At 74.3% G+C, this 15,367-nt stretch carries 11 protein-coding genes; 8 read left to right on the forward strand and 3 right to left on the reverse strand.

Features of this window, described 5'->3' with window-relative positions:
* Nucleotides 1–133 precede the first annotated feature (133 nt).
* The 3 genes from AB0O40_RS08485 to meaB are packed head-to-tail and all read left to right on the forward strand — an operon-like array spanning nucleotide 134 to nucleotide 5,210.
* Nucleotides 134–1,978: a methylmalonyl-CoA mutase family protein gene (locus AB0O40_RS08485; RefSeq protein ID WP_365037027.1), complete on the forward strand. Its 1,845-nt coding sequence runs from the start codon at nucleotides 134–136 to the stop codon at nucleotides 1,976–1,978.
* Nucleotides 1,978–4,212, forward strand: a complete 2,235-nt coding sequence (gene scpA, locus AB0O40_RS08490; RefSeq protein ID WP_365037097.1) for a methylmalonyl-CoA mutase — start codon at nucleotides 1,978–1,980, stop codon at nucleotides 4,210–4,212. Before AB0O40_RS08485 ends, scpA begins: the two co-directional genes overlap by 1 nt.
* An 8-nt stretch (nucleotides 4,213–4,220) precedes the next feature.
* Nucleotides 4,221–5,210, forward strand: a complete 990-nt coding sequence (meaB, locus tag AB0O40_RS08495; protein ID WP_365037029.1) for a methylmalonyl Co-A mutase-associated GTPase MeaB — start codon at nucleotides 4,221–4,223, stop codon at nucleotides 5,208–5,210.
* A 60-nt stretch (nucleotides 5,211–5,270) separates the two neighbouring features.
* Here meaB and AB0O40_RS08500 read toward each other — a convergent pair whose 3' ends face one another.
* Complete coding sequence (locus AB0O40_RS08500; protein ID WP_365037031.1) at nucleotides 5,271–6,206, reverse strand: helix-turn-helix transcriptional regulator; 936 nt, start codon at nucleotides 6,204–6,206, stop codon at nucleotides 5,271–5,273.
* Nucleotides 6,207–6,270: 64 nt separating this feature from the next.
* Here AB0O40_RS08500 and AB0O40_RS08505 point away from each other — a divergent pair, with 64 nt between their 5' ends.
* A complete protein-coding gene (locus tag AB0O40_RS08505) occupies nucleotides 6,271–6,468 on the forward strand; it encodes a hypothetical protein (RefSeq protein WP_365037033.1) in 198 nt (65 codons plus the stop codon).
* Nucleotides 6,469–6,807: 339 nt separating this feature from the next.
* Here the strand turns inward: AB0O40_RS08505 and AB0O40_RS08510 are convergent, their stop codons facing one another.
* Both AB0O40_RS08510 and AB0O40_RS08515 read right to left on the reverse strand, forming a co-directional pair.
* On the reverse strand, nucleotides 6,808–7,341 hold the full coding sequence (locus tag AB0O40_RS08510) for a GNAT family N-acetyltransferase (RefSeq protein ID WP_365037035.1): 534 nt from the start codon (nucleotides 7,339–7,341) through the stop codon (nucleotides 6,808–6,810).
* Nucleotides 7,342–7,376: 35 nt separating this feature from the next.
* Complete coding sequence (locus tag AB0O40_RS08515; RefSeq protein ID WP_365037037.1) at nucleotides 7,377–7,844, reverse strand: cyclic nucleotide-binding domain-containing protein; 468 nt, start codon at nucleotides 7,842–7,844, stop codon at nucleotides 7,377–7,379.
* A gap of 219 nt (nucleotides 7,845–8,063) precedes the next feature.
* Here AB0O40_RS08515 and AB0O40_RS08520 point away from each other — a divergent pair, with 219 nt between their 5' ends.
* The 4 genes from AB0O40_RS08520 (at nucleotide 8,064) to AB0O40_RS08535 (ending at nucleotide 15,362) form a co-directional block, all read left to right on the forward strand.
* Nucleotides 8,064–8,750, forward strand: coding sequence for an NAD(P)-binding domain-containing protein (locus AB0O40_RS08520; RefSeq protein ID WP_365037039.1), 687 nt, complete (start codon nucleotides 8,064–8,066; stop codon nucleotides 8,748–8,750).
* Nucleotides 8,751–8,843: 93 nt separating this feature from the next.
* A complete protein-coding gene (locus AB0O40_RS08525; RefSeq protein ID WP_365037040.1) occupies nucleotides 8,844–9,992 on the forward strand; it encodes a sulfite oxidase in 1,149 nt (382 codons plus the stop codon).
* 569 nt (nucleotides 9,993–10,561) lie between these two features.
* Nucleotides 10,562–12,352: a S8 family serine peptidase gene (locus AB0O40_RS08530; protein ID WP_365037099.1), complete on the forward strand. Its 1,791-nt coding sequence runs from the start codon at nucleotides 10,562–10,564 to the stop codon at nucleotides 12,350–12,352.
* A gap of 253 nt (nucleotides 12,353–12,605) precedes the next feature.
* Nucleotides 12,606–15,362, forward strand: a complete 2,757-nt coding sequence (locus AB0O40_RS08535) for an AAA family ATPase (RefSeq protein WP_365037042.1) — start codon at nucleotides 12,606–12,608, stop codon at nucleotides 15,360–15,362.
* Nucleotides 15,363–15,367 lie beyond the last annotated feature (5 nt).

A 15,367-nucleotide genomic window follows, 5' to 3' on the forward strand; every position in this document is an offset into this window, starting at 1 on the left:
GCGCATCCGCGGCCGGACACGGCACCGCTGCGCCATGAAACCGGACATAAGGGCATCACCCGCAGGTGGGAGAGTTGAAGGTCACATCCGTCGCCTCTGCTGGCACTCAGTGCCTACCCCCTAGCATCCAGGCATGACGGTTCTCCCCGATGACGGGCTCCCGCTCGCAGCCGAGTTCCCGGACGCCACCCACGAAGAGTGGCAGCGCCTGGTGGAAGGCGTACTGCGCAAGTCGGGCAAGGACGTGTCCGGCGACGCCGCCGAGCAGGCGCTGTCGACCGCGCTGGACGACGGGCTCACGGCCCGCCCGCTGTACACCGCCCGCGACGCGGCCCCCGCCGCCGGCTACCCCGGCTTCGCGCCCTTCGTGCGCGGCGGCCGGCCCGCCGGCGGCTGGGACGTGCGCCAGCAGCACACCGTCCCGGATCCGGCCCGCGCCAACGATGCGGTGCTCGCGGACCTGGAGAACGGCGTCACCTCGCTGTGGCTGCCCCTCGGCGGCGAGGGCCTGCCGGTGGCCGGGCTGGAGCGGGCGCTGGCCGGGGTCTACCTCGACCTCGCGCCCGTGGTCCTGGACGCCGGGGCCGAAACCGGCGCCGCCGCCCGGGCGTTGCTCGCCCTGTACGAGGCCCGGGAGGTGGCCCCCGCGGCCGCCCGCGGCAACCTCGGCGCCGACCCGCTCGGCCTGACCGCCCGTACCGGCGCCGCCGCCGACCCGGCCGACGCGCTCGAGCTGGCCCGCCGCTGCCACGAGCAGTACCCGGGGCTGCGCGCGCTGACCGTGGACGCGCTGCCCTACCACGAGGCCGGCGCCTCCGCCGGGCAGGAGCTGGGCGCCTCGCTGGCCACCGGAGTCGGGTACCTGCGGCTGCTCACCGAGGCCGGTCTGCCCCTCGAAGCGGCCCTGCGCCAGCTGGAGTTCCGCTACGCCGCCACCGCCGACCAGTTCCTCACCATCGCCAAGCTCCGCGCCGCCCGCCGGCTGTGGGCGCGGGTGGCCGAGGTGTGCGGGGTGCGCACCGGCGACGCCGGCGCCCAGCGCCAGCACGCGGTCACCTCGCCGGTGATGATGACCCGCCGCGACCCGTACGTGAACATGCTCCGCACCACCGTCGCCACCCTGGCCGCGGGCGTCGGCGGCGCGGACGCGGTCACCGTGCTGCCCTTCGACAACGAACTGGGCCTGCCGGACCCCTTCGCCCGCCGCATCGCCCGCAACACCTCCTCCATCCTGCTGGAGGAGTCGCACCTGGGCCGGGTCGCCGACCCGGCCGGCGGCTCCTGGTACGTGGAGTCCCTGACCACCGAACTCGCCGACGCCGCCTGGGCGTTCTTCCAGGAGCTGGAGGCCGCCGGCGGTCAGGCCGCGGCCCTCGGCTCCGGACTGGTCGGCGACCGGATCGCCGCCACCTGGCAGGAGCGCAAGAAGCGCCTGGCCAAGCGCCGCGAACCGGTCACCGGCGTCAGCGAGTTCCCGCACCTGGGCGAGAAGCCGGTGGTCCGCGCGAGCGCCCCCCGGCCGGCCGGCGGGGGCCTGCCCCGGGTCCGCCGGGACGAGGACTACGAGGCGCTGCGCGCCCGGTCGGACGCCCACCTGGCCGCCACCGGCGCGCGCCCCAGGGTGTTCCTGGCCGCGCTCGGCCCGGCCGCCGCGCACACCGCCCGCGCCACCTTCGCCGCCAACCTCTTCCAGGCCGGCGGCATCGAACCGGTCCACGAGCCGGTGTCCGTGGACCCGGCCACCGCCGCCGCGGCCTTCACGGCCTCCGGCGCCACGGTCGCCTGCCTGTGCTCCGGCGACGCCCTCTACGAGGAGCAGGCCGCGGACGTGGCCGCCGCCCTCAAGGCGGCCGGCGCCGAGCGCGTGTACCTCGCCGGCCGCGGCGGGTACGAGGGCGTGGACGAGTACGTCTTCGCCGGCTGCGACGCGGTGGCCGTCCTGTCCTCCATCCTCGACCGCATGGGAGTGGCGGCGTGATGCAGATTCCCGACTTCTCGCAGGTCCCGCTGGGACCGGCGACGCCCGCCGAGGCCACCGAGGAGCAGTGGTCGGCGGCCGTCAAGGAGTCCACCGGATCCAGCGCCTCCGACCTGCTCTGGGAGACCCCGGAGGGCATCGGCGTCAAGCCCCTGTACACCGGGCGCGACCTGGAGGGCCTGGACTTCCTCGCGACCTACCCGGGCACGGCCCCGTACCTGCGCGGGCCCTATCCGACGATGTACGTCAACCAGCCGTGGACCATCCGCCAGTACGCCGGCTTCTCCACGGCCGAGGAGTCCAACGCCTTCTACCGGCGCAACCTCGCCGCCGGCCAGAAGGGCCTCTCGGTCGCCTTCGACCTGCCGACCCACCGCGGCTACGACAGCGACCACCCGCGGGTCACCGGCGACGTCGGCATGGCGGGCGTGGCCATCGACTCGATCTACGACATGCGGCAGCTCTTCGACGGCATCCCGCTGGACAAGATGACCGTGTCGATGACGATGAACGGCGCCGTGCTGCCGGTCCTCGCCCTCTACATCGTGGCCGCCGAGGAGCAGGGCGTACCGCCCGAGAAGCTGGCCGGGACCATCCAGAACGACATCCTCAAGGAGTTCATGGTCCGCAACACCTACATCTACCCGCCCCGGCCCTCGATGCGGATCATCTCCGACATCTTCGCGTACACCTCGCAGAAGATGCCGCGGTACAACTCGATCTCCATCTCCGGCTACCACATCCAGGAGGCCGGGGCCACCGCCGACCTGGAGCTGGCCTACACCCTGGCCGACGGGGTGGAATACCTGCGGGCCGGGCAGGAAGTGGGCCTGGACGTCGACGCGTTCGCGCCCCGGCTGTCCTTCTTCTGGGCCATCGGCATGAACTTCTTCATGGAGGTCGCCAAGCTGCGCGCGGCCCGCCTCCTGTGGGCCAAGCTGGTCAAGCAGTTCGACCCGAAGAACCCCAAGTCGCTCTCGCTGCGCACCCATTCGCAGACCTCCGGCTGGTCGCTCACCGCGCAGGACGTCTTCAACAACGTCACCCGCACCATGGTCGAGGCGATGGCCGCGACCCAGGGCCACACCCAGTCGCTGCACACCAACGCCCTCGACGAGGCGCTGGCGCTGCCCACCGACTTCTCCGCCCGGATCGCCCGCAACACCCAGCTGCTGCTCCAGCAGGAGTCCGGCACCTGCCGCTCGATCGACCCCTGGGGCGGCAGCGCGTACGTCGAGAAGCTGACCTACGACCTGGCCCGCCGCGCCTGGCAGCACATCCAGGAGGTCGAGGCGGCCGGCGGCATGGCCCAGGCCATCGACGCCGGCATCCCGAAGCTGCGCGTCGAGGAGGCGGCGGCCCGGACCCAGGCCCGCATCGACTCCGGCCGGCAGCCGGTCATCGGGGTCAACAAGTACCGGGTGGAGAACGACGAGCAGATCGACGTCCTCAAGGTCGACAACTCCTCGGTGCGGGCCCAGCAGATCGCCAAGCTGCGGCGGCTGCGCGAGGAGCGCGACGAGGCGGCCTGCCAGGACGCGCTGCGGGCGCTGACCGACGCGGCCTCCAAGACCGCCGGCACCGGCCTGGAGTCCAACCTGCTCCACCTCGCCGTGAACGCCGCCCGGGCCAAGGCCACCGTCGGCGAGATCTCCGACGCGCTGGAGAAGGTCTACGGCCGGCACGCCAGCCAGATCCGTACCATCTCCGGCGTGTACCGCAACGAGGCAGGGGAGTCGCCGCACGTGGACCGCACCCGCGCCCTGGTCGACCGTTTCGAGGAGGAGGAGGGCCGCCGCCCCCGCATCCTCGTCGCCAAGATGGGCCAGGACGGACACGACCGCGGCCAGAAGGTGATCGCCACCGCCTTCGCCGACCTGGGCTTCGACGTGGACGTCGGCCCGCTCTTCCAGACCCCGGGCGAGGTCGCCCGGCAGGCGGTCGAGGCGGACGTGCACATCGTGGGCGTCTCCTCGCTGGCCGCCGGCCACCTCACCCTGGTGCCGGCCCTCCGCGAGGAGCTGGCGGCCGAGGGCCGGGAGGACATCATGATCGTGGTCGGCGGGGTCATCCCGCCCCAGGACGTGCCCACCCTCCTGGAGATGGGCGCGGCCGCCGTCTTCCCGCCCGGCACGGTCATCCCGGACGCGGCGTACGACCTGGTCACGCGCCTGGGCGCGGAGCTGGGACACGCCGCCCCGGACGGGCCGGCGGCGGGCGAAGGGGAGCTGTAGGGAGCGCCGTGGCCATCGATGTCGACAGCTACGTCAAGGGTGTGCTCGACGGCCGCCGGGCCTTCGTGGCCCGGGCCATCACGCTCGTCGAGTCCACCCGGCCCGACCACCGGGCGCTGGCCCAGCGGCTGCTGACCGAGCTGCTGCCGCACACCGGCCGCGCCCGGCGGATCGGCATCAGCGGGGTGCCCGGGGTCGGCAAGTCCACCTTCATCGACGCCTTCGGGACCCTGCTGACCGGGCGGGGCCACCGGGTCGCGGTGCTCGCCGTGGACCCCTCCTCCACCCGGACCGGCGGCTCCATCCTCGGCGACAAGACCCGGATGGAGCGGCTGTCGGTGGACCCGGCGGCCTTCGTCCGGCCCTCGCCGAGCGCGGGCACCCTGGGCGGGGTGGCCAAGGCCACCCGCGAGTCCATGGTGGTCATGGAGGCCGCCGGCTACGACGTGGTCCTCGTCGAGACCGTCGGGGTGGGCCAGTCGGAGACCACCGTCGCCGAGATGGTGGACTCCTTCCTGCTGCTCACCCTCGCCCGGACCGGCGACCAGCTCCAGGGCATCAAGAAGGGCGTCCTGGAGCTGGCGGACGTGATCGCCGTCAACAAGGCCGACGGCCCGCACGAGCGCGACGCCAAGGCCGCCGGCCGCGAACTGGCCGGCGCACTGCGGCTGATGCACCCCGCCGACGCGGCCTGGACGCCGCCCGTGCTCAGTTGCAGCGCGCGCGAGTCCACCGGCCTGGAGACGGTGTGGGAGCGCTTGGAGCAGCACCGCAAGGTGCTCGACGCGGGCGGCCGGCTCGCGGCCAAGCGCCGTGAGCAGCAGGTGAACTGGGCCTGGGCGATGGTCCAGGACGAACTCCTGGGCCGCCTGCGCGCCCACCCCGCGGTCCGAGCCCTCGCCCCCGAACTCGAACGCCGCGTCCGCGAGGGCGAACTGACCCCCACCCTGGCCGCCGAGGGCATCCTCCAGGCCTTCAGCGGCGACGCCCCGGCCTGACCCGGCGGGACGGGTCCGCCGGACGGGCCCCCGTGGGGCGACCGTCCGGCGGAGCCGCGTTCAGCGAACCCGTGCTGCGGTTTTGACCTCTGTCACGAAGCCTTGCAGGACCTGGGAACGGTGCTCCTCCGGCAGGCCGGCCAGCGTCTCGCGCGCCATGTCGAGACCCGTTCCGACGTCCCCCGACTTCACGATCGAAAGGGCGCGGTGCACACCCGTGTGCGCACCGAACCGTCCCAAGCCCCTCGGCCTGAGGGCGTCGGCGGTGTCCTGCTCGGCCTGTGACCGCTCCACGTCGCCGAGCCGTGCGTACACGAGGGTCTTCGTCAGGCTGTAGCCCCACCGGGGCATGCAGAACACGGAAGCGTCCTCGGCCGTCTCCACACTGGGGAACATCTCGTCGGCGTGCTGGAGGGCCTCCAGCGCGCGGGACGGCTCGCCCAGCTTTCCGTATGCGTGTGCCAGTGCCAGGAGAGCGCACAGGCGCCCCAGGGAGGGCTTTTCGGAGAGGGCCAGGCCATCGCCGGCCATCGAGACCACCGGCTCAGGGGCTGCGCCCTCGTACGCCAGGGCGAGTGCACCCTGACCCCGGGTCCACTGCCGAAGTGTCGTACAGCCGCTCTTGTCTGCGGCGGCGACCGCCGTGCGGTACCAACGTACCGATGCAGAAGGGCCGTTGAGTGAAGCGGAAGTCATTCCCATGACCACCGAAAGCCGTCCGGCGGCCTCCCACAGGCCGGGTTGGCGGGCCACCTCGGGCAGAGCCGAGGGGTGGCCGGCCTTGGCGGCCTCCAGAGCCTCCGGCGGAACGGAGAAGACCTCTGCCAGGAGGGGCAGCCAGAAGCGCCCGGGAGAGCGCTTACCTGCCTCCCACCGGCTGACGTCCTCGCGCGTGAGTGTCGGGCGCCCGGAGGAGGCGCAGAGATGTTCGGCCAGGACGGTCTGGGACCACCCCTTGCCGTCCCGGAGGGACCTGATCAGAGCACCGATCGCCACGGGGCCAGTTTGGCCACTCCCTTGGCTACTGGCAGGCGTTTCGGTGAGGCGTACACCTGTGGGTATGGCGAACACCACGATCAGCGGCCCGGAACCCGTCCACCTGACCGCACCGGCAGCGCCTGCGCGCGCCGTACCCGGGTGCGACGTCTGCGAGGCCCTGGTGAAGCAGAGGGGTGAGGGCTACGAGGCCGGGGACATGTCCGCCGTCTCCGACTGCAACGTGGAGCTCCGCAACCACCCTCACGGCGGCGCCCGGTGAGTGCGGTGCGCGCAGTACTCCGGCATGTCGTCCACCGGATCACCCGCCACCCGAATACGGATGTCACGTACGAGGCGGAATGCCTCTGGTGCGCGTGGAAGGCGAAACCGTCGACGGACGGGGCGTCGGTGGACGTCGACTGCATGAGCCATACCGGCAGAAGCGGCCACAAGTCGTTCCGTCGGGTCTGCACGTCGTTCGCCGTCGTTGTCCGGGACGAGTGAGCACCGCCCGCACACGGAGCTGGCGGCGGAGGTGCGCGGGGATCTTCGGGGCGGGGTTCCGGGGCGACGCGGGTCGGATCCGGAGTGGGATCGTCGCCCGCGGGCCGCCCCCCGCTCAGCCCGCGTACTCCGTCAGGTCGATGCCGTAGACGCTCAGGGCGTGGCCGTACGCCGGGTGCACGGTCTCCCGCTCCAGCGACAGGCCGAGCTTGCGCATGACGTTCTGCGAGGCGGTGTTGGCCGGCCGGCAGATGCTGACCACCCGGTCCAGGCCGCGGTCCTGGAGGGCGAACTCGAGGCTGGCGTGGGCGGCTTCGGAGGCGTACCCCTGGCCCCAGAACTGCCGGCCCAGCCGCCAGCCGATCTCCACGTCCGGCAGCACCTCGGGGAGGAAGTGCGGCAGGGACAGCCCGGTGAACCCGGCCAGCTCGCCCGAGCCCAGCAGCTCCACGGCGAAGAGGCCGAAGCCCTCCTCGTCCCACTCCTCCTCCCAGCGCTCGATCGAGTCGGCGGTCTCCTCGAGGTTGCGCGGCGAGCCGTCGCCGATGAAGCGCATGACGTCGGGGTCGGCGTTGATCTCGGCCATGGGGATGAGGTCGTCCTCCTCCCAGCGGCGCAGGCGGAGGCGGGGGGTCAGGATCTCGGTCATGCCCCCATCATCCCCGATCGGGGCGCCGGGCCCGCCTACAGGGGGTTGGCGCTGCCGTACGGGGCGTACAGGTCCAGCAGCCGGACCCGGGCCACCTGGAGGCGGTGGGCCAGGACCCGGCCGACCCAGTGCCCGAAGGCCGAGCCGAAGCCGGGGTCGGCGTCCATCAGCATCCGCACCGCCAGGGCGTCGAACTCGTGGGTGCGCACCGGCGTCATCGCCTCGGCGCCCAGTTGCCAGACGTACGGCGGGAAGAGCCAGGACCAGCCGACCAGCTCGCCGGGACCCAGGCTCTCGATCTGGGCGGGGTGGCGGGCACCTGGTACGTCCACGTCCAGGGTGACGGTCCCGGAGCGGACGATCCAGAACCGTTCGGCGGGGGTGCCTTCGTCGAAGAGCCGGGCGCCCGCGGGAAAATTGGCCTCGTGGGCCAGCGCCATCAGGCGTTCCCGGTGCTGGGCGGAGAGGACGGCGGCTATGCGGGTGGGGGAAGGTGTGCTCATGGCGGCCTCCGGTGTCGAGCCACTTCCAGTGTCCCCGAGCCGGGCCCAAGGGCCAGTGGCCCGCCGCATCCGTCGTGCCGCGACCACGGTGGGTGACCGGGAAAGATCTCGCGGGAGGGGGAATTTCCCGGCGTTCCGCTTTGTACAAGGGGGGCAACGGTACGTTCGCCAGGGCGGGTTGACCCGCTGAAGAGCCTTGGCACGCGAAAGGGCAATTTCATGCGTTACGCAGTATTCGGCACCGGAGTCGTCGGCCGCACCCTCGCCGCCCGCCTCGCCGGCCTCGGCCACGACGTGGTCGTCGGCACCCGCGACCCGGAGCACACCCTCGCCCGCGCCGAGGCCGACGACCGGGGCAACGCCCCGTTCGCCCAGTGGCTGGCCGAGCACCCCTCGATCTCCCTGGACACCTTCGACGCGGCCGCCGCCGGCGCCGAGACCCTGGTCAACACCACCGCGGGCGGGGTCACCCTCGAGGTGCTGGCCGCGGTCGCCCCGGCCCACCTCGACGGCAAGGTCCTCATCGACATCGCCAACCCGCTCGACTTCTCGAAGGGCTTCCCGCCCAGCCTGGAGCCGGTCAACACCGACAGCCTCGGGGAGCAGGTCCAGCGGGCCCACCCCGCGCTGCGGGTGGTCAAGACCCTCAACACGATGAACTGCGCGATCATGGTCGACCCGGCCCGGGTCGAGGGGGACCACACCGTCTTCCTGTCCGGTGACGACGCCGACGCCAAGAAGTCCGTCACCGAGCTGCTGACCTCCTTCGGCTGGCAGGACCGGAACATCCTCGACCTCGGCGGCATCGAGACCGCCCGCGGTACGGAGATGCTGCTGCCGATCTGGCTGCGGATCATGGGGTCGGCCGGCCACGCCGACTTCAACTTCCACATCCAGGGCGTCTGACCGACGGCGGCCCGGCCTCCCCGTACGCCGTACAGGAGGGGCCGGGCCGCCGACGAAATGCCCCCGGCGCCCCGGCGGCGCACCATGGGCCTCATGGACGCGCAGTGGGCGGGGGTCAGCGAACCGGCCCGGCTGGCCGGCGACGGCGAGGGCATCGGCCCCGACGAGCTCGCCCTCGCCGCCCGCAACCACGGCCTGCCGCTGGAGGCCCTGCGCTACGACCTCACCCCGCCCGGCCTGCACTACACCCTGGTCCACTACGACATCCCGGCCACCGATCCCGACACCTGGCGGCTCACCGTCGGCGGGCTGGTCGGCACCCCGCTCAGCCTCTCCCTGGCCGGCCTGCGGGCCCTGCCCGCGGTGACCCACCGGGTCACCCTGGAGTGCGCCGGCAACGGCCGGGCCCTGCTCACCCCGCGCCCGGTCAGCCAGCCCTGGCTGACCGAGGGGGTCGGCACCGCCGACTGGACCGGGGTGCCGCTGCGCCTGGTGCTGGCCATGGCCCGGACCGCGCCGGAGGCCGTCGAGGCGGTCTTCACCGGCGCCGACCACGGGGTCGAGCGCGGGGTGGAGCAGGACTACCGCCGCTCCCTGCCGCTGCGGGTGGCCGTGGACCCGGCCCGCGAGGTGATCGTCGCGTACGAGATGAACGGCGCCCCGCTGCCGCCCCAGCACGGCCACCCGCTGCGGCTGGTGGTGCCCGGCTGGTACGGCATGGCGCACGTGAAGTGGCTGCGGGAGGTCACGCTCACCGCGACCCCCTTCACCGGCTACCAGCAGGCCGTCGCCTACCGGATCCGCCGGGACCCCGACGACCCCGGCGAGCCGGTCACCACCATCGCCCCGCGGGCCCTGCTGGTCCCGCCCGGCTTCCCCGACTTCATGTCCCGCACCCGGGTGGTCCGCCCCGGGCCGGTCCGGCTGGAGGGCCGGGCCTGGTCCGGGGGCGCCCCGGTGGCCCGGGTCGAGGTCAGCGCGGACGACGGCGCGAGCTGGACCCCGGCGGCCCTCGCCCCGGCGGGCGGGCACCCCTGGGCCTGGCGGCACTTCACCGCGCTCTGGTACGCCGCACCGGGCGCGTACACCCTCGCGGTCCGGGCCACCGACGCCGACGGCACCGCACAGCCGCTCGAGCAGCCCTGGAACCGGGGCGGTTTCGCGGCCAACCCCGTCCAGCGGATCAGGGTGCACTGCCTGCCCGCACCCCCTCCCGCCCAGGGGCCGCACGACGTAGTCTGAGCCGGTCCCGGCTGCCCGAACCCCCGGTAACCCGGGGTGAGTTGAGGGGGGCCGCCGATCCCGTCGCGGTCGGTGCAGGGGGCCGGCGAGGGGGTCCCGCAGGGGGCGGACAAGGGTTTTCCCCGTATCCGGTTCATCTGCGCGTTGCCTACTGTCTGTGCACCGGCGATCTTCTCCGGGAGAACGGTCAGTCCGCCAACCCCACGTGGTGCGAACCCGTTCCGCCGGAAGATCTCCGGCGAAGCCGTCGCCCCGCTCCATCGTCGCGGCAGGGCCGTCGGGTGAGCAGCGGAGCCCGGGGCGCGTGAGCAGCGCGCCCCGGCCCGCGAAGGTACCGCCCCTGTAAGACCGGCATCGCCGGCAGCACCACGGCACCATCCCCGCACCACCGGCACCACTCCCGCAGCCCCGCCCCGGCACCGCCGCGCGTCCCCCACCGCGCCGCGCAGCCGGGACCGGGCCGCGGACACCTCCCACACATGCACCACCCGTCGCCCCGGCCTGCCCGGACGCGGCGGCCCGCGAAAGGGAACACCTTGCACGCATCCAGGCGCAGGCTCATATCCGTCGTGGCGATCTCGGCCACCCTGCTCGGAACCGCGGCCACCAGCTCGATGGCCCTCTCGAAGCCGGCGGTGGCCCGTGCGGCGGCCATCGCCCAGACCCTCCCGGTCCCGGCAGCGGCGGCGAACGCGCCCGTCGAGAACCTGATCGTCGGCTACAAGTCCTCGTCCACCGAGGCGCGTTCGAACACGGCCGCGGCCGACGACGCGCAGGCCAAGGGCCGCAAGGCCGGCGAGAAGGTCGCCTTCGAGCGCCGGCTCGGCACCGGCGCCGCCCTCGTCGACCTCGGCGGCAAGCTCGCCCCGGCCGACGCGGCAGACGTGATGGCGCAGTTCCGCGCCGACCCGGACGTGGCCTACGTCGAGCCCGACGGCCGCGCCTACGCCCTGGCCACCCCCGACGACACCGAGTACGCCAAGCAGTGGGACCTCTTCGAGCCCACCGCCGGCATGAACGTCCCCGGCGCCTGGGCGACGTCCACCGGTACCGGCGTCACCGTGGCCGTGATCGACACCGGCTACGTCACCCACTCCGACGTGGCCGGCAACATCGTCCCCGGCTACGACTTCATCAGCAGCTCCACCGCCGCCCGCGACGGCAACGGCCGCGACAACAACCCGGCCGACCAGGGCGACTGGAGCGCCGCCGGCGAGTGCGGCACCGGCTCCACGGCCAGCAACTCCTCCTGGCACGGCACCCACGTGGCGGGCACCATCGCCGCCTCCACCAACAACGCCAAGGGCGTCGCCGGCATCGCGTACGGCGCGAAGATCCAGCCGGTCCGGGTGCTCGGCAAGTGCGGCGGCAGCACCTCCGACATCGTCGACGCCATCACCTGGGCCTCCGGCGGCACCGTCGCGGGCGTCCCCGCCAACCCGACCCCGGCCAAGGTCATCAACATGAGCCTGGGCGGCTCCGGCGCCTGCACCACCACGTACCAGAACGCCATCAACGCGGCCGTGAACCGGGGCACCACCGTCGTGGTCGCGGCCGGCAACAGCAACGCGGACGTGGCCGGGTTCTCCCCGGCCAGCTGCAACAACGTGATCAACGTGGCGGCCACCAACCGCACCGGCGACCGCTCCTTCTACTCCAACTACGGCGCCACCATCGACATCTCGGCCCCCGGCGGCGAGACCCGCCGGGCCACCGACACCCCCGGCACCGTCACCACCCCCGAGAACGGCATCCTCTCGACGCTGAACGACGGGACCACCACCCCGGGCTCCGAGATCTACAAGCCGTACCAGGGCACCAGCATGGCCGCCCCGCACATCGCCGGCCTCGCCGCGCTGATGCTCGGCGCCAAGTCCACCCTGACCCCGGCGCAGATCGAGTCGGCCATCAAGACCAACGCCCGTCCGCTGGCCGGCACCTGCACCGGCGGCTGCGGCGCCGGCCTCGCCGACGCGGCCAAGACCGTCGCCGCGGTGGCCACCACCACCCCCGGCGGCGCCACCTTCACCAACACCGCCGACGTCGCCATCCCGGACCACGGCTCCGCCGTCTCCTCCGCCCTCGCGGTCACCGGCCAGAGCGGCAACGCCCCGGCCGCCCTGAAGGTCGCGGTGGACATCAAGCACACCTACCGCGGTGACCTGGTCGTCGACCTGGTCGCCCCCAACGGCACGGTGAAGCGGCTGCAGAACTCCTCGAGCGACAGCACCGCCAACCTGAACACCACCTACACCGTCGACGCCTCGGCCCTCCCGGCCAACGGCACCTGGCAGCTCCGCGTCCAGGACGTCGCCTCCGCCGACACCGGCTACATCGACTCCTGGAGCCTCACCTTCTAGGCCGCTCCACCCAGACCGGGACCCGGGCGCCCCACCGCCCGGGACACCCCCTCCGGACCCCCGGCCCCCACCCTTGGTCCGGACCTGAAGACAGCCTCGGACCTGCCGATACCCCGCGTACGGCAGGTCCGACGGCATTTCCGGCCCCCGGCTGATTTCTGCGTCACACTCCGGTCCCCGCCGGCCCCCGGACCTCGTATCCTCAGCGGTCACAGGAACGGCACAGGGACGACCGAGAGGCTGGAGGCTGTGCGTGGCGGCGACGGGGAACGCTGACGCGCCGGTCGGACGTGGGGAACTGACCGCGGAGCTCGAGCACGCACTGCGCACCCACGGCCGGGCGGCCCTCACCGGCGCGGCCGGAGCGGGCAAGACGACGGTGCTCGACGCCGTCGCCCGGGCCGCGCGCTCCCGCGGCGAGACCGTCCTGCGGCTGGCCCCCGAAGCGGCCGACCGGCACATACCCGAGGCCTCCGTGGTCGCCCTGCTGGCCTCCGTACCCGCCGCCGTCCTCGACCGGCTGGCCGGACCCCAGCGCACCGCCATCTCCCTGGTCTGCCGGGAGGCCGACGCCCCCCGCGACCACATCGCCCTGCGGCTGGCGATCCTGGAGGTACTGCGCACCCTCGCCGCCGCCGACCCCGTCCTGATCGCCGTCGACAACGCCCAGTGGCTCGACGAGGAGAGCGTGGACCTGCTCCGCTTCGCCCTGCGGCTGACCCCCTCCCGGGTCCGGGTGCTGGTCGGCGAGCACGGCCGGGGCGGCGCCCCCGTCGCCGAGGCCCTGTGCGGCCCCGGCGCCCGGGCCGTCCGGCTCACCCCGCTCGGCGCCGACGACGTGGCCGAGCTGCTGGTCCGGCACGGCCTGCCGGCCCGGCTGGCCGGCCGTATCCACCGCGCCAGCGGCGGCAACCCGCGGCTCGCGCTGGCCCTCGGCCACTCGCTCGCCGAGGCCCGCGAACCGGTCCACCACGCCGTCTCGCTGCCGGTCTCCGGGCTGGCCCGCGAGGTCACCCGGCGGCTGCTGGCCGAAGCCCCCGACCCGGCCCGCGGCACCCTGCTGCTCGCCGCCCTCGCCACCCGTCCCACCACCGCCCTGCTCCGCCGGGCCGGCCGCCCCGCCGCCGAGGCCGAGCTGGCCGCCGCCGAACGCGCCGGGCTGGTCACCGTCGGCGAGGACGGCGCGGTGGAGTTCACCGCCGGCGCCCTGCCCACCGTGCTCGCCGCCGACGCCGGCTGGCCCGAGCGGTCCGCCGGCCACGCCGCCCTGGCCGGTGCCGTGGCCGACCCGGTGGAGGCCGCCCGGCACCGGGCCCTGGCCGTGGACCACCCCGACGAGCGGCTGGCCGCCGCCGTCTCCGCCGCCGCGGAGAGCTGCCGCCGTCGCGGCAACCGGGTCCTCGCCGCCGAGCTGGGCATGCTCGCCGCCGAACGCACCCCCGCCGAACTGCCGGCCACCGAACTCGTCCGGCTGGTGGCCGCCGCCGAGGACGCCGGCTGCGCCGGCCGCGCCGACCTCGCCCGCCGGGCCGCCCGCGCCGTCCTGGCCCGGGACGCCTCGCCCGCCGACCGGGTCCGGGTCCGGCTCGCCGTCATCGACTCCGCCGGCCAGGCGCTCGCCGACCAGGACGAGACCTTCGCGCACGCCGCCCTCGACGCGGCCGGCGACCCCGCCCTGCAGGCCGCCGTCCAGCTGCGGGTGGCCTGGAAGCTCAACCTCAGCGACGGCGACCCGGTGCGCTCCCGGGCCGCCGCCGCCGAAGCCGGCGAGTTGGCCGCCCGCGGCGGGGACCCGGTCGCCGCCGCCATGGCGCTGACCGTCCGGGCCCGGATGGGCCGCATCCTGGGCGACCCGGCGGCCGAGGAGATCCTGGCCGAGGCGCTGGCGCTGCCGGTCCCCGACGTGCCGCTCTGCCTGCGCAACGCCCCCCAGTACCTCGCCGTCCGGCACGCCCTCTTCGACGACTGGCTCGACGACGCCCGAAGACAGCTGCTGCTCCTGCTCCCCGCGGTGGAGCGCAGCGGCGCCTGCGAGGACGTCTTCGAGGTGCTGCGCAGCCTGACCGAGGTGGAGCTGCGCCGGGGCCGCTGCGCCGCCGGCCTGGCCTGGGCCCGCCGCTCGCTGGAGCTGACCATCGAGGCGGGACTCTCGCCCGGCCCGGCCTGGTACGTCGCCGCCATGGCCGAGGCGGCGGGCGGCAGCTTCACCCGGGCCACCGGCTACGCCCGCCGGGGGGTCCAGGCCTCCGAGGAGGAGCGGGACCTGGTCTTCCTCTCCCGCAACCTGTACGCCCTGGGCACCGTCCAGCTCGCCATGGGGGACACCGCGCAGGCCGTGGCCACCCTGCTCCGGGTGGCCGGACTCGAAGCCGCGCAGCAGGTGGTGGACCCCTCCATCCTGCGCTGGCACGGGGAACTCGCCGAGGCCCTGGTCGCCGCCGACCGCACCGCCGAGGCCGCCACCCTGATCGACGGCTGGCGCGCGGTCGCCGTCGAACTCGGCCGCCCCAGCGTGACCGCCGCCCTCGACCGGGCCCGGGGCCTGCTGCTGGCCGCCCGGGGCGAGAGCGACTCGGCGGTCCGGCTGCTCACCGCCACCGCCGAGGGCTTCGCCGGGCAGGAACTGCCGGTGGAACACGGCCGCACGCTGCTGGCCCTGGCCCGGGTGGAGCGCCGGCGGCGCCGCCGGGCCCCCGCCCGGGCCGCCCTCCGGCGGGCCGAGGAGGTCTTCACCGCCGCCGGCGCCGCCCCCTGGGCCGAGCTGGCCCGGGAGACCCCGGGCCCCCGGAGCGAGCCGGGCGGCCCGCTCGACCACCACCCGGCGACCGCCGCCCTCACCGAGGCGGAGGTCAAACTGGCGCTGCTGGTCAGCGAGGGAGCCAGCAACCAGGAGGCGGCGGCCAAGCTCTTCCTCAGCGTCAAGACCGTCGAGGCCCGGCTGACCCGCATCTACCAGAAGCTCCAGGTCCGCTCCCGCGCCCAGCTGGCCACCGCCCTCCGGCGGTCGTGAGCCCC

Origin of the sequence: Streptomyces sp. NPDC089919 (genome assembly GCF_040684615.1) — a bacterium.
GTDB lineage: Bacteria > Actinomycetota > Actinomycetes > Streptomycetales > Streptomycetaceae > Streptomyces.

What these genes read in the sequence shown, in the direction of transcription:
- AB0O40_RS08485 (WP_365037027.1), top strand. Translation starts at nt 134, where the DNA reads ATGACGGTTCTCCCCGATGACGGGCTCCCGCTCGCAGCCGAGTTCCCG.
- AB0O40_RS08520 (WP_365037039.1), top strand. Translation starts at nt 8,064, where the DNA reads ATGCGTTACGCAGTATTCGGCACCGGAGTCGTCGGCCGCACCCTCGCC.
- AB0O40_RS08505 (WP_365037033.1), top strand. Translation starts at nt 6,271, where the DNA reads ATGGCGAACACCACGATCAGCGGCCCGGAACCCGTCCACCTGACCGCA.
- AB0O40_RS08515 (WP_365037037.1), bottom strand. Translation starts at nt 7,844, where the DNA reads ATGAGCACACCTTCCCCCACCCGCATAGCCGCCGTCCTCTCCGCCCAG.
- scpA (WP_365037097.1), top strand. Translation starts at nt 1,978, where the DNA reads ATGCAGATTCCCGACTTCTCGCAGGTCCCGCTGGGACCGGCGACGCCC.
- AB0O40_RS08525 (WP_365037040.1), top strand. Translation starts at nt 8,844, where the DNA reads ATGGACGCGCAGTGGGCGGGGGTCAGCGAACCGGCCCGGCTGGCCGGC.
- AB0O40_RS08510 (WP_365037035.1), bottom strand. Translation starts at nt 7,341, where the DNA reads ATGACCGAGATCCTGACCCCCCGCCTCCGCCTGCGCCGCTGGGAGGAG.